The organism is Modestobacter sp. L9-4, from assembly GCF_019112525.1.
Lineage (GTDB): Bacteria > Actinomycetota > Actinomycetes > Mycobacteriales > Geodermatophilaceae > Modestobacter.
In genome coordinates this window covers 1,391,091-1,408,026 of sequence record NZ_CP077800.1, presented here as the reverse complement: position 1 = coordinate 1,408,026, position 16,936 = coordinate 1,391,091, and the positions used below count along the sequence as shown (strand labels likewise).

Sequence of the window (16,936 nt, the reverse complement as noted above, 5' to 3'; positions counted from 1 at the left end):
GCGTCGGGCGGGTCGCGTCAGGGGGTGAGCGTGCGCAGCTGGAAGCTGCCGGGGCCGCGCCACGGCGAGTCCGCCGGCCACGCCCCCGCGGTCGCGGGGACGTGCAGCCAGACGAGCGCGCGGGTCGGGACGGCGGCCGGCACCACGTCGTGGTTGGCGAAGTTGGCCTGCAGCAGCAGCCGCATCACCGGGCCCGCGGCGGCACGCCGCTCGGCGATCAGCGGCTCCAGCCGTCCGGGGTCGGAGAAGCTGTCGACGATGTCGCACCGGCACCAGTAGGCCAGCGTGCCGATCTCACCCGGGCTGGAGACGACCTGTCCGGCCACCAGCGGGGCGATGGCCTCCCCGGTGCTGCGGTACTCCGCCGCGGTCGCCCAGTTGGTCATGACCGGGGCGACGTCCCAGGGCAGTGGGCGGGCCAGCGCCGTCCCGAGGTCGGCGACCACCAGCAGGACGCCGGCGACCAGCGGCGCGAGGGCGGGCAGCCGGCGGGCAGCGGGCGCCGGGGCGGCCGGCCGCCCACGGCCGGTGGTGCCGGCGGCGACCGCGGCCACCAGGGTCAGCGCGCCGACCGAGGGGGCGTAGTACCAGTGGTAGGGCGGCGGGCTCAGCAGCGTGTACGCCAGGAAGTGCAGGACGCCGGCGACCCCGAGCGCGGCCGGCACGCCGAGGCCGGCGAAGCGGGGCCGCTGCCAGGCCCGGCGCGCCGCCCACCAGCCCAGGGCGGCGACCCCGGCCAGCGCCGGCAGCGCCGTGAGCACCGCGGCGACCGGGTACTCCCGCAGGTAGAGGTAGGGGCCGTTGCCGAAGTGCCACTTGCCCCAGCCGGCGCTGGCCACCGTCTTGAGCACCAGCGTGTCGGGCACGAGGGCACCGAGCACCCACCAGCTGAACAGGTACCAGGGGGCGGCCGCGAGCACGGCGACCAGCAGCGACCGCCCGGCCCGGCGGCGCACCCCGGGCAGCGCGAGGAGCACCAGCGGGAAGAGCAGCAGGTCGACCCGGGTGAGCAGCAGTGCCGCGGTCAGCAGGCCGAGCAGCACCGGCCGTTCCTCGACGGCGGCGACGGCCAGCCACACCAGCAGGGTCACCGCCAGCGTCATCTCCATGCCGACGACCGAGAGCATCAGCGGGGACAGCACCAGCAGCGCCAGGCCCAGCGCGGTGGTCACGCCGGTCAGCTGCAGCCGCCGGGCCAGCCGGGACAGCCCCCCGCCCAGCGCCGCGGTGAGCAGCACCGAGGTCAGGCCCAGCCCCCACACCGGGTCGCGGACGACGAACGCCGCCGCGCCCAGCAGCAGCACGTTGAGCGGGGAGGTCGCGCTGTTCGCCGTCCGGTACGGGGTGAGGCCCCAGTGCAGGTGCTCGGCGAGGTTCCGGGCGTAGGACAGCGTGATGTAGGCGTCGTCGATGAGGCTGTAGCGCACCAGCAGGAACACCAGCGCGGCCAGCACCCCGCCGAGTGCGGCCCACCCGGCGTCGCGCCGCCGGTCGTCCGGGCCGGCGGCCGGGGGCGGGGCGGCGGGTGTCCGTGCGTGTGCGCCGGTCGCCGCAGCGGGGTCAGCCGACACGGTCGAGGTACAGCGTGGCGGGGCCGGTGGCGGGGGAGGTCGTCGGCCAGGAGGGGACGCCGGCGGGCACCTCGCCCTGGGTCCAGACCAGCCGGTACTGGGCGGGCCGGGGCTGCTGGTCGCGGTCGAGGTGGGCGAAGTTGACCGACAGCAGGAACCGGCCGACCGGGCCCGACCGGTCGATCCGCTGGTCGATGAGCTCCAGGGTGCGGCCGGGGTCGGAGAACGCGTCCACCATCGAGCAGTCGCAGCCGAAGGCCAGCGTGCCGATCTCCGGCGGGGCGATCACGGTGTCGGGCCCGACCAGCCGGCCCACCTCGGCGCCGATGTCGCGGTACTGCGCGGGCTCGGCCCAGTTGCCGAAGTACACCGGGTGCGTCCAGGGCAGCGACCGGCCGTCGAGGGTGAGGAAGGCCAGCGCCGCCACCACCAGCGCCGTCCCGAGCGCGACCGCACCCTGCCGCCGGCCGGCCGGCAGCTGCTGGCGGAGCAGCAGCGCCAGGCCGAGGACCCCGGTGACCCCGAGCGCGACCGTCGAGGGGGCGTAGTACCACTGGTAGGGCGGCACGCCCAGCAGCGCGTAGGCCAGGTGGTAGGCCACCCCGCCCAGGCCCAGCCCGGCCAGCGGCCACAGGTGCGCGGGCAGCCGGCGCCGGACGCCGGAGGCCAGCAGCGCGACGACGGTGACCAGACCGACCAGCGCCGGGACGAGCGCCACCCACAGCGGCAGGGCGCCGCGCGGGCCCCACAGCGTCCACAGCCCGTTGGCGAAGGTCTGGTCGCCGAAGGACCTCTGCAGCGTCTTGATCGCGAAGGTGCTCGGGATCGCGGAGCCGAAGTGGAACCAGCTGAAGACGTACCAGGGGCCGGCCGTCCCCGCGGCCACCGCGAGGGTGACCCAGGGGCGGCGGCGCAGCGCCGGGGTGCACAGCAGCACCACGGCGGCCACGACGGCCAGGTCCAGCCGGGTCAGCACCAGCAGCCCGGTGAGCAGCCCGGCGCCCACCCGGGCACCGCGCACCGCCTGGGCGAGCAGCCCGGTGAGCAGCGCCGCGACCGGCAGCACCTCCAGCCCCACCGAGGAGCTCACGAAGGGGTTGGCCAGGACGACGGCCAGCGCCGCCAGCGACCAGGCGGGGGAGACCCCGACCCGCCGGGCCGTCTGGGCCGCCCACACGGCCAGCGCGGCGCAGGCGGCGACGCTGAGCACGCCGAAGCCGGCGACCGGGCGCACCTCGCCGGTGACCAGCCGCACCAGTGCGGTGCCCAGCGCCAGCAGCAGCACGTTGAGCGGGGAGGTGGCGGCGTTGGACTCCTCGGTGGGGATGAGCCCCCAGTGCAGGTCGGTCGCGACGTTCCGGGCGTAGTCCAGCGTGATGTAGGCGTCGTCGATGAGCCCGCGGTGGGCGGCCAGCACCAGCAGCAGGCCGAGCAGTGCGCCGGGCAGGCCCCAGGCGAGGTCGGCGGGCAGTCGGCGCCGCGCCGGGCGGTCGGCGTCGGGGGTGCCCGGCCGAACGTCGGTGGGCAGGGCGGCCATGCGGGTCTCCCCTCCGGGGCGGTGGGCGGGCGGTGGACGCGGGCCGGACCCGCGGCCGCGGAACCGGGAGCCGGAGCGGCATCGCCGTGACCGGGCCTCTAGGGTCGGCGACGTGGCAGTCACGGTACCGACTCAGCCGCTCCGCGTCGTGGCGGTGACCTACTCGCCCGGCACCTCCCTCGACGGGTTCGTCGAGTCGCTGGCCGAGGCCACCGCCGCGCCCACCGAGGTGGTCCTGGCCGACAACGGCTCGACCGACGGCGCACCGGAGCGGGTCACCGCGGCGCACGCCCACGTCCGGCTGCTGCGCACCGGCGGGAACATCGGCTACGGCGCAGCCGTCAACGCCGGGCTCGCCGACGCGACCGAGGGGTGGGCCCTGGTGGCCAACCCCGACGTCCGGTTCACCCCCGGCTCGGTCGACGAGCTGCTGGCCGCCGCGGCACGGTGGCCACGCGCGGCGACGCTCGGCCCGGCGATCCTGACCCCCGAGGGCGAGCTGTACCCCTCCGCCCGCGACCTGCCCCGGCTGTCCACGGGCATCGGGCACGCCGTGCTCGGCTGGGCCTGGCCGGCCAACCCCTGGACGGCGCGGTACCGCCGCGAGCGCGAGGCCCCCCGCGAGCGCCCGGCCGGGTGGCTGTCGGGCTCCTGCTTCCTGGTCGACCTGGCCGCCTTCCACGCCGTCGGCGGCTTCGACCCCGGCTACTTCATGTACTTCGAGGACGTCGACCTCGCCGCCCGGCTGGGCCGCCGCGGGCACCTCGCCGTCTACGTCCCCTCGGCGGTCGTGGTGCACGAGGGCGGGCACGCCACCCGCCGCGAGCCGCACCGCATGCAGCGGGCCCACCACACCAGCGCGCTGCGCTACCTGTCCGCGCAGCACCCCGGGCCGGTGAACGCACCCCTGCGGGGGGTGCTGCGTGTCGGTCTGGGGCTGCGCATGGTGATCTCGTACGTCAGCGGCCGGGTGGCCGCCGGTGCCCGCTCCCAGCGCGGCGCCGACGAGCTGGACTGAAGGAGGCACGGCTGTGCGGCACGCGGTGATCATGGCGGGCGGTTCGGGTACTCGGCTGTGGCCGCTGTCCCGGCAGGCACGTCCCAAGCAGCTCCTGGACGTCGTCGCCGACGAGGCGGGTGCGCACAGCCTGCTCGCCGAGGCGTTCACCCGGCTGGAGGCGGTCCTGCCGGCCGAGCAGATCTGGGTCTGCACCGCGGCGCGCTACGCCGACGCCGTCCGGGCCGCGCTGCCCCGGCTGCGCCCGGACCGGCTGGTGCTCGAGCCGGTGGCGCGGGACACCGCCAACGCGGTGGGGCTGGCCGCCGCGCTGGTGGCCGACGTCGACCCCGACGCGGAGCTCGCGGTGGTCAGCGCTGACCACGTCATCCGCCCGGTGGCCGAGTTCGCCGCCGCGCTCAACACCGCCTACGACGTCCTCGCCGTCCGCCCGCGGGCGCTGGTCACCCTCGGGGTGACCCCGACCTCGCCGGCGACCGGTTTCGGCTACGTGCAGAAGGGCGCCCCCACCGAGGTGCCGGGGGCCGCCGAGGCGGCCTCGTTCCGGGAGAAGCCGGACCGCGCCACCGCCGAGGCCTACCTGGCCAGCGGCGAGTACGTGTGGAACTCCGGCATGTTCGTGTGGCGGGCGCAGACGGTGCTCGACGCCCTCGCCGAGCACCTGCCGGCGTCCGCGGCCGGGCTGGACCGGATCGTCGCCGCCCCCGCCGGCCCCGAGCGGGACGCCGTGCTGGCCGAGGTCTTCCCGACGCTGCCGAAGATCAGCGTCGACTACGCCGTGCTCGAGCCGGCCGCCGCCGAGGCCGGCCGGGTCGTGGTCGTCGACCTCGACGTCGACTGGCTCGACGTCGGCTCCTGGCCGGCGCTGGCGCACACGCTGGTCACCGACGAGGCCGGCAACGCCACCCGCGGCCTGACCGTGCTGCTGGACAGCGCCGGCAACGTGGTGCTCTCCGACGACCCCGAGCACGTCATCGCCCTGGTCGGTGTCCGCGACAGCGTCGTGGTGCACACCGCGGACGTGACGATGGTCTGCCCGGTCGCCGACGCCGAGCGGGTCAAGGCGCTGCTCGCCGAGGTCGAGGCGCAGTTCGGGCCGCGGTTCGCCTGACAGCGCCCCCGGCTCCCGGCGCGACCCTGGAGCCGGGCCGCTTGGGCGGGTTACCTTGGCCGGCATGAAGGACCTCGCTGTCGCCGCTGTCGTCACCGGTGGGGCCTCCGGGCTCGGCGCCGCCACCACCCGCGCGCTCACCGCCGCCGGGGTGGCGGTCACGGTGCTGGACCTGCAGGAGGAGCTGGGCACCGCGCTGGCCGCCGAGCTCGGGGGCGACACGACGTTCGTGCGCACCGACGTCACCGACGAGGCGTCGGTGCAGGCGGCGGTCGACGAGGCGTCCGGCAAGGGCCGGCCGCTGCGGATCGCGGTGAACTGCGCCGGCATCGCCTGGGTGGGGCGCACGCTCACCCGCGACGGGGCGCCGCACGAGCTGCCCGACTTCACCCGCACCGTGATGGTCAACCTGGTCGGCACCTTCAACGTGCTGCGGCTGGCCGCCGCGGCGATGGCCCGCACCGAGCCCTCCGCCGACGGCTCGCGCGGCATCGTCCTCAACACCGCCTCGGTGGCCGCCTACGAGGGCCAGATCGGCCAGGTCGCCTACGCCGCCAGCAAGGGCGGCGTCGTGGGCCTCACCCTGCCCGCCGCGCGGGACCTGTCCTCGGTCGGCGTCCGGGTCTGCACCATCGCCCCCGGCCTGGTCGACACCCCGATGGTCGCCGGGCTGCCGGAGGCCGCGCAGCAGAGCCTGGCCGCCGGCATCCCGTTCCCGAAGCGGCTGGCCCGCCCTGAGGACTACGCCGAGCTCGCGCTGGACGTCATCCGGCACGACTACCTCAACGGCGAGGTGATCCGGATGGACGGCGCCCTCCGGATGGCGCCCAAGTGAGCTCCGCGACCCAGCTCGGTCACGACGCCGTCTTCACCCCGGACTGGCCGATCGACGTGCGGCGGATCCTGTCCCGGGACCGGCGCGGCACGAGCGACCCGACGCTGCGGATGGCCGAGGACGGCGTCTGGCGGACGACGAGCACCCCCGACGGCCCGGCCACGGTGCGGCTGTCCGGCGGCGCCACCGCGGTGCGGGTGCAGGCCTGGGGGCCGGGCGCGGACTGGGCCGGGGCGACCGCGGCCCGCTGGCTCGGCGCCGAGGACTGCGTCGACGGCTTCGACGCCGCGGCCCACCCGCTGGTCGAGCGGCTGCACCGCAGCAGCCCGTGGCTGCGGCTGGGCAGCACCGGGCGGGTGTGGGACGCAGCTCTGCCCGCCGTCCTGGAGCAGAAGGTCACCGGCATCGAGGCGCACCGCACCTGGCGGGAGCTGCTCCGGCTGGCCGGCGAGCCGGCACCCGGCCCCGCGCCGGAGGGGATGCGGGTGCTGCCCTCCCCGGAGCGGGTGCTGGCCGTCACCGACTGGCAGTGGCACGCCTGCGGCCTGGACGGCGCCCGGCGACGCGCGCTGCGGGCGGTCGCCTCGGCGGCCTCCCGGCTGGAGGTCACGGAGATGCGCGACCACGAGGAGGACTGCGCGCTGCTGCGCCGCCGGCTGCAGTCGGTGCCCGGCATCGGGGTGTGGACCGCCGCCGAGGTCGTGCAGCGCGCGCTCGGCTGCCCGGACGAGGTCAGCGTCGGCGACTACCACCTGAAGAACCTGGTCGGCTGGTCGCTGGCCGGCCGCAAGACCGACGACGCCGGCATGCTGGAGCTGCTCGAGCCCTGGCGCGGTCACCGCCAGCGCGTCGTCCGGCTGCTCGGCATCGGCGGCAGCATGCCCCCCAAGCGCGGCCCGCGGATGGCCCCGACGAACTACCGGGGCTTCTGACCCACGACGCGAGGACCGCTGGTCAGCGACCAGCTGGCCAGCAGGTCCAGCGCCTCGCGGGAGGCCGTGCCGGCCGGTGCGGAGTAGACGAACAGCGCCTGGTCGGGGTCGCCGGGCAACGTGAGCGTCTCGTAGTCGACGGTCAGCTCGCCGACCACGGGGTGCCGCAGCCGCTTCTGGCCGTGCGTGCGCTGGTGCACCCGGTGCTCGGCCCACCAGCGCCGGAAGTCCGGGCTGGCCGCCGACAGCTCGTCGACCAGCTCCGCCGCCGCGCGGTCGCCGGGGTCGGTGCCGACGTCCAGCCGCAGGTTCTCCACCACCGCCCGCGCCTGCACGTCCCAGTCCACGAACAGCGCCCGGGCGGCCTCGGTGCAGAACACCCACCGGGCGTAGTTCCGCTCCCGCGCCGGCAGCCGGTCGAGGTCGGGGAGCAGCGCGTGCGCCATCCGGTTGGCGGCCAGCACGTCGGTGCGCCGGCCCAGCAGCAGCGCCGGCTGCCCGTCCATTGCCTCCATCAGCTGGCGCAGCCCCGGCCGTGCCCGCTGCGGGGTGGCGGCCCGAGGCGCGCCGCGTCCTGCAGGTGCGCCGACCAGGTGGCCCAGGTGCGCGCGGCCGGCCGGGCCGAGGTCCAGCGCGCGGGCGACGGCGTCGAGCACGCCGTCCGAGGGGGTGATCCGCCGGCCCTGCTCCAGCCGGGTGTACCAGTCGGTCGACACCCCGGCGAGCAGCGCGACCTCCTCGCGGCGCAGCCCGGGGACCCGCCGCACGCGCCCGTCGGCCGGCAGTCCGGCGCGCGCGGGGTCGACCGCGCCCCGCGCCCGGCGGAGGAAGTCGGCGAGCTCCTGGTTGGCGGCGGTCACCCCCTCATCGTGGCAGGAGGACGCCCCCGCAACCTGGGTCGCTGAGTCCCAGGCGGGCGCGGACCAGGGTGCGCAGGGCCAGCTGTGCGGCCCCGGCGACCCCGGCGCGGCCGGAGGGTGGTGGGCATCCGGTCCACCACTCGCGAGGAGCTCCCCATGTCCACCTGGTTCGTCACCGGCACGTCCCGCGGCCTCGGCCTCTCCCTCGTCCGCCAGCTGCTCGAGCGCGGCGAGGACGTCACCGCCACCACCCGCTCGACCGAGCGCCTCACCGCCGCCCTGGGCGACGTCGACACCTCCCGGCTGCTCGCCATCGCCGTCGACCTGACCGACGAGCAGGCCGTGGACGACGCCGTCCGGGCCACCACCGAGCGGTTCGGGGGTCTGGACGTCGTGGTCAACAACGCCGGCTACGGGTTCCTGGCCGCCGTCGAGGAGGTCACCGACGCCGAGGCGCGGGAGATGTTCGACGTCCAGGTGTTCGGGGTGTGGAACGTGCTGCGGGCGGTCCTGCCGCTGTTCCGCGCGACCCGCAGCGGGCACGTCGTCAACGTCTCCTCGATCCTGGGCCTGACCACGTTCCCCGGCTGGGGCCTGTACTGCGCCGGCAAGTACGCCCTCGAGGGCCTCACCGGGTCCCTCGCCGCCGAGGTCGCCGACCACGGCATCCGGGTCAACCTGGTGGAGCCGGGCTACCTGCGCACGGACTTCCTCACGTCCCGTTCGCTGGGCCTGCCGTCTGCGACGCGCAGCGGCTACGAGGCGGTCCGCGAGATGACCACGGCGCACCAGGCGATGCCCGGCACCCAGCTGGGCGACCCGGTGCGGGCGGCTGCGGCGATCATCGCCGTCGTGGAGTCCGGCGACGCCCCGCTGCACCAGCTGCTGGGCTCGGACTCCCACGGGCTGGCCCAGGCGGCCGTCCAGGCGCTGATCGCCGAGTTCGCGGCCGGCCGGGAGCTGGCGCTCACGACCGACGTCGTCCCGGCCTGACCGCGTCGGACGGCGGCCGCGCGGCCGCCGTCCGGTGCCTCAGGGCTCGCGGAGCAGCACCACGTGGCCGTGGCCCGGGTTGAGGTCCACGGGCCAGGCGGGTGCCCCGGGCGGGGGCACCTGCGGGTCGGGGAGGTAGACGAGGCGTCCGACGAGGGGGACGGGCGCCCGGTCGGCGTCCCGGTGCCGGTGGTCGACGTCGAGCAGCCCCTGCAGCCACGGTGGGCTCGACGCGCGGAACGCCGCGAGGTCGGGTCCCAGCAGCGCCGGGTCGGCGAACCCGTCGACGAGGCAGTCGCAGCTGTGCGCGAGGTGGCCCAGCTCGCCGAACGCGGCGACCCGGTGCACCCGGCCGTCCGGGGTGGTCAGCAGCCGGCGCAGGTCCGCGCCCATGGCCTCGTAGGCGGCGCTGGACATCCAGTTGCTCTGCACCGGGGCCACCCGCCAGGGCACGGCGGCGCGGTCCCCGGGCGCGAGGCTGCCCTGCGCCGGGTGGGCGAGGTCCACGTAGCCGGCGGGCAGCAGGAGCGCGGTGCACGCCAGGGCGACGACCGGCCGGGTCCAGGACCACCCGGTGGCGGTGAGCGCGCCGAGCAGGGCGACGACGGTGAGCGTCCCGGTGGCGATGACGAAGCCGAAGTACCAGTGGTAGGGCGGGACGCCGATGAACGCCAGCGTCGCCCAGTGCGCCGGGCCGGCGAGGCCGAGGGCGGTCCACGGCAGCAGCCGGAGCTCCCGGGCCCGGACGGCGAGCGCGACGAGGCCCAGCGTCGCGACCGCGCCCGCGGCCATCGGCCCCCACGCGGCGAGGACGACGAGACGGCTGTCGAACTGCGCCCACCACCCCCAGCCGTTGCCGACGTCGTAGCTGCTCCACGCCTCCTGCCCGGACTTGATGGCCAGCGTGTCCGGCAGCACCGAGCCCAGGTGCGTCCAGCTCCACCACGACCAGGGCAGCACCACCGCGAGCGCGACGCCGACCGCCACGTGCAGCCGGCGCAGCACCGCGGGGGAGAGCAGCGTGAGGACCACCAGCGCGACCGCGGTGTCCATCCGGGTCAGCAGGAGCAGCCCCGCGGCCAGCCCGTAGAGCGCCGGACGGCGGGCCGCCGCCGCGGCCACGAGGCAGGTGGAGAGCACGACGAGGAACTGGGTCTCCAGCCCCGTCGTGGACAGGACCAGGGGGTTCGCCACGACCAGGACCGCGCCGACCGGGCCCACCCACGACGGGAGACCGGTGTGCCGGGCCGCGGACCGCAGCGCGAGGGCGGCGCTCACGACCATCGTGACGTGCAGCAGCCCCAGCGCGGCGCCGGTGTCCCGGACGACCACCGTGGTCGCGGCCAGGAGCAGCACCCACGCGGGGGAGGTGGCCGCGTTGGACGGGACGTCGGACAGCAGGCCCCACGTGCCGTGCAGCGCCACGTTCTGGGCGTAGGAGAGCGTGATGTAGGCGTCGTCGACGAGCGCCGGGCGGGCCAGCAGCCAGGTCGCGGTCCCGGCGAGCGCGACCACGGCGACCAGGACGGCGTCGGCCCGGGACATCCGCGGGCGGGGCAGGAGCGGCCGGGCCGGCGCTGCCGCGAGTGTGGCCATCAGGCCGGGCCCGTCCCGGTCCGTCGTCCGGCGGTGGGCGGTGTCGTCCGCCGGGGTCGTCGTCTGGTCACGCCCGGGACCTCCTGCGGTGCCGCGCCGGCGCGGCCCCGGCGGTCACCGGTGGAGCGGGCGGTCCGGTGACCGTCAGGAGGAGGACACCGTCCCCGTCCGGATCCGTCAAGGGGTCGGCGTCCCGCGGGCGCGTCCGGGCGCCCGCGGGAGGGGTCAGCCGGCGAGCAGGCCGAGCAGGTAGTCGCCGTAGCCGCTCTTGGCCAGCGGCTCCGCGGCGGCGCGCAGGCCGTCGTCGTCCAGCCAGCCGTTGCGCCAGGCGACCTCCTCGATGCAGCCGATCTTCAGGCCCTGCCGCTCCTCGACCACGGAGACGAACTCGGTGGCCTGCCGCAGCGAGGTGAACGTGCCGGTGTCCAGCCAGGCGGTGCCCCGGTCCAGGACGGTGACGGTCAACCGGTCCTGGCGCAGGTAGTGCTCGTTGACCGCGGTGATCTCCAGCTCGCCCCGCGCGCTGGGGGTGATGCCGCGGGCGACGTCGACCACGTCGGGGCCGAAGAAGTAGAGACCCGGCACGGCGTAGGAGCTCTTGGGCACCTCGGGCTTCTCCTCGATGGAGAGCACCCGGCCGGTGTCGTCGAACTCCACGACGCCGTAGGCCCGCGGGTTGGCCACGTGGTAGGCGAACACGTGCCCGCCGTCGGGCTCGGGCAGCCGGGACAGCGCGGTGCCCAGGCCCGCGCCGTAGAAGATGTTGTCGCCCAGCACCAGGGCGGCGGCCTGCCCGCCGAGGAAGTCCGCGCCGATGAGGAACGCCTGCGCCAGGCCCTCGGGCCGGGGCTGCACCGCGTACTCGATCCGCATCCCCAGCCGGCTGCCGTCGCCCAGCAGGCGGGCGAAGGCGTCGCGGTCCTCGGGGGTCGTGATGACCAGCACCTCGCGGATCCCCGCCATCATCAGCGTGGACAGCGGGTAGTAGATCATCGGCTTGTCGTAGACGGGCATGAGCTGCTTGCTGACGCCGAGGGTGATCGGCCACAGACGACTGCCGGTCCCACCGGCCAGGATGATCCCGCGCATGGGGTGAACCTAGAGCCAGCAGCCCCCGGCATGCAGTGGTGCTCACCCCGGCGGATGACGGGCGTCCGCGACGTCCCCTGACGGTGCGGCTTCCTCGCTACGGTTCCCTCATGCGCGTCCTCGTCACCGGCGGTGCCGGCTTCATCGGATCCCACTACGTCCGGACCATGCTGTCCGGTGGCTACCCGGGCTTCGAGGACGCCGAGGTGACGGTCTTCGACAAGCTCACCTACGCCGGCAACCTGGCCAACCTCGCCCCGATCGCGGAGAACCCGCGGTACCGGTTCGTCCACGGCGACATCTGCTCACCCGCCGACCTCGACGCCGCGCTGCCCGGGCACGACGTGGTGGTCAACTTCGCCGCCGAGTCCCACGTCGACCGCTCCATCGGTGGTGCCGCCGCCGACTTCGTGCTGACCAACGTCCTCGGGGCCCAGCAGGTGTTCGAGGCCTGCCTGCGCCACCGCGTCCGCCGGGTCGTGCACGTCTCCACCGACGAGGTCTACGGCTCCATCGACACCGGCTCCTGGACCGAGGACCACGTCCTGGAGCCCAACTCCCCGTACTCCGCGGCCAAGGCCGGCAGCGACCTGCTCGCCCGCGCCTACGCGAAGACCTACGGGCTGGACATCTCCATCACCCGGTGCAGCAACAACTACGGGCCGTACCACTTCCCCGAGAAGGTCATCCCGCTGTTCGTCACCAACCTGCTCGACGGGCACACGGTGCCCCTCTACGGCGAGGGCGCCAACGTGCGCGACTGGCTGTTCGTCGACGACCACTGCCGCGGCATCCAGCTGGTGCTGGAGCAGGGTGCGGCGGGGGAGTTCTACAACATCGGCGGCGGGCGCGAGCTGTCCAACCGCGAGCTCACCGAGAAGCTGCTGGAGGCCACCGGCCGCGACTGGTCCTCCGTCGAGCACATCGTCGACCCCCGCGGCGGTGGCCACGACCTGCGCTACTCCGTCGACTACTCCAAGACCGCCGCGCTCGGCTACGCCCCGCGGATGGCCTTCGAGGACGGCCTGGCGCTGACCGTGCAGTGGTACCGGGACAACCGCGCCTGGTGGGAGCCGCTCAAGGCCGCCGCCGCCACCGCCCGGGCATGAGCGCCCCGACCGCCTGGCTCGTCACCGGCGCCACCGGCCAGCTCGGCACCGACCTGCAGGCGCTGCTCGCCGGTGCCGACGTCACCGCCCTGGGCCGCCGTGAGCTCGACCTGACCGACGAGGCGCAGGTGCGCGGGGTCGTCGGCGCCTGGCGGGACGACGCGCTGGCCCGTGGCGCCCACCCGGTGGTGCTCAACGCCGCCGCGTACACCGCGGTCGACGCCGCCGAGACCGACGAGGCCACGGCCGAGCTGGTCAACGGCCGCGCCCCCGGCTGGCTGGCGCAGGAGCTGGCCGGCCGCGGCCGGCTGGTGCACGTCTCCACCGACTACGTCTTCGCCGGCGACGCGACCCGTCCCTACCGGACCGACGACGAGCCGGCCCCGCGGACGGCGTACGGGCGCACCAAGCTCACCGGCGAGCAGGCCGTCGCCGCCGTCGGCGGCGACGCCGTGGTCGTGCGGACCGCCTGGGTCTACGCCGCGCACGGGAGGAACTTCGTCCGCACCATGCTGCGGCTGGAGCGCGAGCACGACACGGTGTCGGTCGTCGACGACCAGACCGGCAGCCCCACCTGGTCGCACGACCTCGCCCGCGGGCTCGTCGAGGTCGCCCTGTCCCCGACCCGTGGCGTCCTGCACGCCACGAACGACGGCGCCACCACCTGGCACGGGCTGGCCCAGGCGGTGTTCGCCGGTGTCGGCGCCGACCGGGACCGGGTCCTGCCCGTCCCGACGTCGGCCTACCCGACCCCGGCCCCCCGGCCGGCGTACTCCGTGCTGGACGGCTCGGGGTGGACCGCCGCCGGGCTCACCCCGCTGGGGGCCTGGGAGCCGGCGTTGGCGACCTGCCTGTCCCAGCTCGGCGTCCTGGCCACCTGACGCCCTCGCCGGGCCCCGTCCGGGCCCGGGCCCCGTCCGGGCCCGGGCCCCGTCCGGGCCCGGGCCGGGGCCGGTCAGGCCTGGGTGCGCTGTTCGGCGTAGCGGGCGGCGCACTGCTCCATCGTGGGCAGCAGTCCCTGCTCGCGCGCCTGCTCGAGGGTGGGGGCGGCGAGGTCCTTGGCCGACAGCTCGAACTCCACGTCGCCCGGCCAGGGCAGGTCCAGCGCCGGGTCCAGCGGGTGGACGCCGAACTCCCGGCCGGGGGAGTACCCGGTGGAGACCAGGTAGGTCACCGAGCTGGAGTCGGCGAGGGAGACGAACGCGTGCCCCAGACCCTCGGACAGGTAGACCGCCCGCGGCTGCTCGCTGTCGAGCACCACCGCGTCGTGCACACCGAACGTCGGGGAGCCGACCCGGACGTCGACGACGACGTCGAGGACCTTCCCGGCCGGGCAGTAGACGTACTTGGCCTGCCCCGGCGGCACCAGCGCGAAGTGCACACCGCGCAGCACGCCGCGGGCGGAGACGCTGTGGTTGGCCTGCGCCAGGGGCAGCGCGTGCCCGGTGGCCTCGGCGAGCACGTCGGCGCGGTACCACTCGGTGAACCGGCCCCGGGCGTCGCCGTGCGGCACCAGGTCCAGGACGTAGCTGTCGGGCACGGCGAGCTCACGGATCTCCACGCACCGACGCTATCGACCGCGACCGCACCCGGACAGCCGGACCCACCCCTCAGGGAGGAGGGGCGCCGAGCCGCAGCCGGCCGGCCAGCGAGCTGCCACCGAGGGTGCCGGCGGGCTGCCAGCGGGTGGCCCACCCCTCGGCCTGCAGCTGCACCAGCGCCGCGCCGACGACCGCACCGAGGGAAAGCGCCGCGGCCGGGGTCACCGGCTCGGCCAGGTGCACGTCGACCACGTCGCCGTCGCCGCCGTCCTCGCCCGGGCCGTAGCGCAGGACGACGTCGAACTCCGGCAGCGCGGCGACCGCCACCCGGAACGCCTCGGCGACCGCGCCCGCGGCGCCCGCCCGCCGGGTCAGCGCGGGTGCGGGGCTGCGGCTGCCCACCAGGTCGCGGGTGCCGGTGGCGAACAGGTCGCCGGGGCCGAGCCGGACCAGCGGGCGGGTGCCGGTGTCCGGGGTCGGCGCGGCCATCGCCAGGCCGCGCACGACGGCGGCCGGGACGCCGTCGAGCTTGCCCTTCACCAGGTCGGCCGCGGCGGCCAGCTCGTCGACCACGGCCACCTGGGTGGTCTCCAGCACGTTGCCGTGGGAGTCGACGCGGCCCCGGTGGTCGACCAGCGCCGGGAGCCCCGCCGCACCGATGGCCACGTCGGCGACGCCGTCCCGCCAGGGGCGACCGAAGGTGTCGCTGACGACGACGGCGACGGTCACGCCGAGCAGCTCGCCCAGCCGTGCGCGCAGCCGGCGGGCGGAGGCGTCGGCGTCGGCGGGCAGCAGCACGAGCGTGTCGGAGGCGACGTTGGAGGCGTCGATGCCGGCGGCGGCGACCACCCAGCCGTGCCGGGTCTCCACGATCCGCAGCGGGCCGCGGCGGGCCACCACCCGCACGGTCTCGTCGGTGATCGCCTGCTGGCGGACGGTCTCGCGGTCCGTGCCCGGCCCGACGTGCACCAGGTTGCCCTCGACCTTGGCCACGACCTTCGAGGTCACCACCAGGACGTCGCCGTCGGCCAGCCACGGCGCGGCCGCGGCGAGCGCGGCGGCGAGGTCGTCGCCGGGGGCGAACTCCGGCAGCCCCGGCACCGGGTGCACCGAGATGCCGGCCGGTGCCGTCATCAGCGTGCGGACCCGGCGAGCGCGGCGTCCAGGGCGGCCTGGGCCAGCGCCCGGGTGGCGTCGGGGTCGCTCATCAGCAGCGGCACCGACCGGACGTCGACACCAGGGACGTCGGCGGTGTCACCGGTGTGCACCAGCCACGCGTCCAGCACGCCGCCGGCCGAGCGGGCGCCGTAGTGCCGGCCCACGCCCTCGGCGCTGACCTCGACCCCGACGACCGGCAGGCACCGGTCGGCCATGCCGCGCAGCGGCGCGTCGGACACGATGGGGGACACGCCCACGACCCGCCCGGCGGCAGCCCGCACCGCGTCGCGGATGCCCGGCACCCCCAGGACGGTGCCGATCGACACCACGGGGTTGGACGGGGCGAACAGGACGGCGTCGGCGGTGGTGAGCGCCTCGACCACGCCGGGGCCGGGCCGGGCGTCGTCCACCCCGACCTGGACGAAGCGCTGCGCGTCGAGCGCGGCGCGGTGCCGCACCCACCACTCCTGGAAGTGGACCGTGCGCTCGCCGCCCGCAGGGTCGGCCACCACGACGTGGGTCTCCACCCGCTGGTCGCTCATCGGCAGCAGCCGGACGCCGGGCTGCCAGCGCTGCGCCAGGGTCGCGGTGACCTCCGACAGCGGGTGGCCGGACCTCAGCATCCGGGTGCGCACGAGGTGCGTGGCCAGGTCACGGTCACCGAGGCCGAACCAGGTGGGCTCGGCACCGTAGGCGGCCAGCTGCTCCTTGACCGTCCAGGTCTCCCCGCGCTGGCCCCAGCCGCGCTCCTCGTCGATCCCGTCACCGAGCGTGTACATCACGGTGTCCAGGTCCGGGCAGATCCGCAGCCCGTGCATCGTCACGTCGTCGCCGGTGTTCACCACGGCGGTGACGTCGGCGTCGGGGGCGGCGTCGAGCAGGCCACGGAGGAAGCGGGCGCCACCGACGCCACCTGCCAGTACGACGATGTGCACACCGCCATGGTGCCTGATCGTCAGAAGTGCACCGGGCACCCGGCCAGTGCACAGGTGAACTGCACGAACCGGGCAGCTGGGCATGGCAGATGGTGGCCAGCGGGACGGCGTGTCGCGGTGGCTGGTGACCACTGACGGACGCCGGGGGACGGGTGTGACCTGTGAGTCCCGGCGATACACCGGTCCGACTTGACCTCGACTCAACGACACGCGTGTAATTCCGATGTTGTCATCAGGCGCTGGCCGCTCGGGATCCGCCCGGGGACGCACGCCGTGACGGAGCGAGAGGGGACGCAACGTGATGGCCGAGGTCTCTTGGTTGAGCGAGCACCAGTCCACGACGACGCCCGCGCCGGCTGCGGACGCACTGCGCACGGCCGGCGTGCTCGACGTCGGCCAGGACGCCGACGAGCAGGGCTGGCAGGAGCGCGCGCTGTGCGCCGAGACCGACCCGGAGGCGTTCTTCCCGGAGAAGGGCGGCTCCACCCGCGAGGCCAAGAAGATCTGCACCGGCTGCGAGGTCCGGGCCGAGTGCCTGGAGTACGCGCTCGGCAACGACGAGCGCTTCGGCATCTGGGGCGGCCTGTCCGAGCGTGAGCGCCGCCGGCTGCGCCGCCGCGCCTGAGGAAGGACCCTCCTGCCCCCCACCCG

General features: G+C 75.8%; 16 protein-coding genes. 8 read left to right on the top strand and 8 right to left on the bottom strand.

What is annotated here, in order from left to right; genetic code table 11:
* Positions 1-17: 17 nt before the first annotated feature.
* Both KUM42_RS06530 and KUM42_RS06525 read right to left on the bottom strand, forming a co-directional pair.
* Positions 18-1,571 carry a hypothetical protein gene (locus tag KUM42_RS06530; protein ID WP_237495982.1) on the bottom strand — a complete coding sequence of 518 codons (1,554 nt, stop codon included), beginning with the start codon at positions 1,569-1,571 and terminating at the stop codon, positions 18-20.
* On the bottom strand, positions 1,561-3,108 hold the full coding sequence (locus KUM42_RS06525; RefSeq protein WP_237495981.1) for a hypothetical protein: 1,548 nt from the start codon (positions 3,106-3,108) through the stop codon (positions 1,561-1,563). Before KUM42_RS06525 ends, KUM42_RS06530 begins: the two co-directional genes overlap by 11 nt.
* A 112-nt stretch (positions 3,109-3,220) precedes the next feature.
* Here KUM42_RS06525 and KUM42_RS06520 point away from each other — a divergent pair, with 112 nt between their 5' ends.
* From KUM42_RS06520 to KUM42_RS06505, 4 genes are all read left to right on the top strand, one after another.
* On the top strand, positions 3,221-4,126 hold the full coding sequence (locus tag KUM42_RS06520; protein ID WP_237495980.1) for a glycosyltransferase family 2 protein: 906 nt from the start codon (positions 3,221-3,223) through the stop codon (positions 4,124-4,126).
* A gap of 13 nt (positions 4,127-4,139) precedes the next feature.
* The gene (locus KUM42_RS06515) at positions 4,140-5,237 is read left to right on the top strand and encodes a mannose-1-phosphate guanylyltransferase (protein ID WP_237495979.1); all 1,098 of its coding nucleotides are present in this window, start codon (positions 4,140-4,142) and stop codon (positions 5,235-5,237) included.
* A 64-nt stretch (positions 5,238-5,301) separates the two neighbouring features.
* On the top strand, positions 5,302-6,072 hold the full coding sequence (locus KUM42_RS06510) for an SDR family NAD(P)-dependent oxidoreductase (RefSeq protein ID WP_237495978.1): 771 nt from the start codon (positions 5,302-5,304) through the stop codon (positions 6,070-6,072).
* Positions 6,069-7,004 (top strand): DNA-3-methyladenine glycosylase, encoded by a 936-nt coding sequence (locus tag KUM42_RS06505; protein ID WP_237495977.1) that lies wholly within the window; start codon positions 6,069-6,071, stop codon positions 7,002-7,004. The genes KUM42_RS06510 and KUM42_RS06505 overlap by 4 nt, the downstream gene beginning before the upstream one ends.
* Here KUM42_RS06505 and KUM42_RS06500 read toward each other — a convergent pair.
* The gene (locus tag KUM42_RS06500; protein ID WP_237495976.1) at positions 6,989-7,864 is read right to left on the bottom strand and encodes a helix-turn-helix domain-containing protein; all 876 of its coding nucleotides are present in this window, start codon (positions 7,862-7,864) and stop codon (positions 6,989-6,991) included. The two genes, KUM42_RS06505 and KUM42_RS06500, sit on opposite strands and share 16 nt — an antisense overlap.
* A gap of 156 nt (positions 7,865-8,020) precedes the next feature.
* Between KUM42_RS06500 and KUM42_RS06495 the strand changes: the two genes are divergently transcribed.
* Positions 8,021-8,857, top strand: a complete 837-nt coding sequence (locus KUM42_RS06495; RefSeq protein WP_237495975.1) for an SDR family NAD(P)-dependent oxidoreductase — start codon at positions 8,021-8,023, stop codon at positions 8,855-8,857.
* A gap of 39 nt (positions 8,858-8,896) precedes the next feature.
* On the opposite strand, the gene KUM42_RS06490 is transcribed toward KUM42_RS06495, so the two are convergent.
* Together KUM42_RS06490 and rfbA are read right to left on the bottom strand one after the other, a co-directional pair.
* Positions 8,897-10,453: a hypothetical protein gene (locus tag KUM42_RS06490; RefSeq protein WP_237495974.1), complete on the bottom strand. Its 1,557-nt coding sequence runs from the start codon at positions 10,451-10,453 to the stop codon at positions 8,897-8,899.
* Positions 10,454-10,678: 225 nt separating this feature from the next.
* Positions 10,679-11,542 (bottom strand): glucose-1-phosphate thymidylyltransferase RfbA, encoded by an 864-nt coding sequence (gene rfbA, locus KUM42_RS06485; RefSeq protein WP_237495973.1) that lies wholly within the window; start codon positions 11,540-11,542, stop codon positions 10,679-10,681.
* 110 nt (positions 11,543-11,652) lie between these two features.
* Here rfbA and rfbB point away from each other — a divergent pair, with 110 nt between their 5' ends.
* Complete coding sequence (gene rfbB / locus KUM42_RS06480; protein WP_237495972.1) at positions 11,653-12,651, top strand: dTDP-glucose 4,6-dehydratase; 999 nt, start codon at positions 11,653-11,655, stop codon at positions 12,649-12,651.
* A complete protein-coding gene (gene rfbD / locus KUM42_RS06475) occupies positions 12,648-13,532 on the top strand; it encodes a dTDP-4-dehydrorhamnose reductase (RefSeq protein WP_237495971.1) in 885 nt (294 codons plus the stop codon). Before rfbB ends, rfbD begins: the two co-directional genes overlap by 4 nt.
* A gap of 74 nt (positions 13,533-13,606) precedes the next feature.
* Here rfbD and KUM42_RS06470 read toward each other — a convergent pair whose 3' ends face one another.
* The 3 genes from KUM42_RS06470 to cofD are packed head-to-tail and all read right to left on the bottom strand — an operon-like array spanning position 13,607 to position 16,285.
* Positions 13,607-14,212, bottom strand: coding sequence for a dTDP-4-dehydrorhamnose 3,5-epimerase family protein (locus KUM42_RS06470; protein ID WP_237495970.1), 606 nt, complete (start codon positions 14,210-14,212; stop codon positions 13,607-13,609).
* 49 nt (positions 14,213-14,261) lie between these two features.
* Entirely contained in the window at positions 14,262-15,326 is a 1,065-nt protein-coding gene (locus KUM42_RS06465) for a coenzyme F420-0:L-glutamate ligase (RefSeq protein ID WP_237495969.1), read from the bottom strand.
* Positions 15,326-16,285, bottom strand: a complete 960-nt coding sequence (cofD, locus tag KUM42_RS06460) for a 2-phospho-L-lactate transferase (protein WP_237495968.1) — start codon at positions 16,283-16,285, stop codon at positions 15,326-15,328. Before cofD ends, KUM42_RS06465 begins: the two co-directional genes overlap by 1 nt.
* Before the next feature lie 301 nt (positions 16,286-16,586).
* Between cofD and KUM42_RS06455 the strand changes: the two genes are divergently transcribed.
* Positions 16,587-16,910: a WhiB family transcriptional regulator gene (locus KUM42_RS06455; RefSeq protein WP_237495967.1), complete on the top strand. Its 324-nt coding sequence runs from the start codon at positions 16,587-16,589 to the stop codon at positions 16,908-16,910.
* Positions 16,911-16,936: the final 26 nt, after the last annotated feature.

What these genes read in the sequence shown, in the direction of transcription:
- KUM42_RS06525 (WP_237495981.1), bottom strand. Translation starts at nt 3,108, where the DNA reads ATGGCCGCCCTGCCCACCGACGTTCGGCCGGGCACCCCCGACGCCGAC.
- KUM42_RS06510 (WP_237495978.1), top strand. Translation starts at nt 5,302, where the DNA reads ATGAAGGACCTCGCTGTCGCCGCTGTCGTCACCGGTGGGGCCTCCGGG.
- KUM42_RS06495 (WP_237495975.1), top strand. Translation starts at nt 8,021, where the DNA reads ATGTCCACCTGGTTCGTCACCGGCACGTCCCGCGGCCTCGGCCTCTCC.
- KUM42_RS06490 (WP_237495974.1), bottom strand. Translation starts at nt 10,453, where the DNA reads ATGGCCACACTCGCGGCAGCGCCGGCCCGGCCGCTCCTGCCCCGCCCG.
- rfbA (WP_237495973.1), bottom strand. Translation starts at nt 11,542, where the DNA reads ATGCGCGGGATCATCCTGGCCGGTGGGACCGGCAGTCGTCTGTGGCCG.
- rfbB (WP_237495972.1), top strand. Translation starts at nt 11,653, where the DNA reads ATGCGCGTCCTCGTCACCGGCGGTGCCGGCTTCATCGGATCCCACTAC.
- rfbD (WP_237495971.1), top strand. Translation starts at nt 12,648, where the DNA reads ATGAGCGCCCCGACCGCCTGGCTCGTCACCGGCGCCACCGGCCAGCTC.
- KUM42_RS06465 (WP_237495969.1), bottom strand. Translation starts at nt 15,326, where the DNA reads ATGACGGCACCGGCCGGCATCTCGGTGCACCCGGTGCCGGGGCTGCCG.
- KUM42_RS06455 (WP_237495967.1), top strand. Translation starts at nt 16,587, where the DNA reads ATGGCCGAGGTCTCTTGGTTGAGCGAGCACCAGTCCACGACGACGCCC.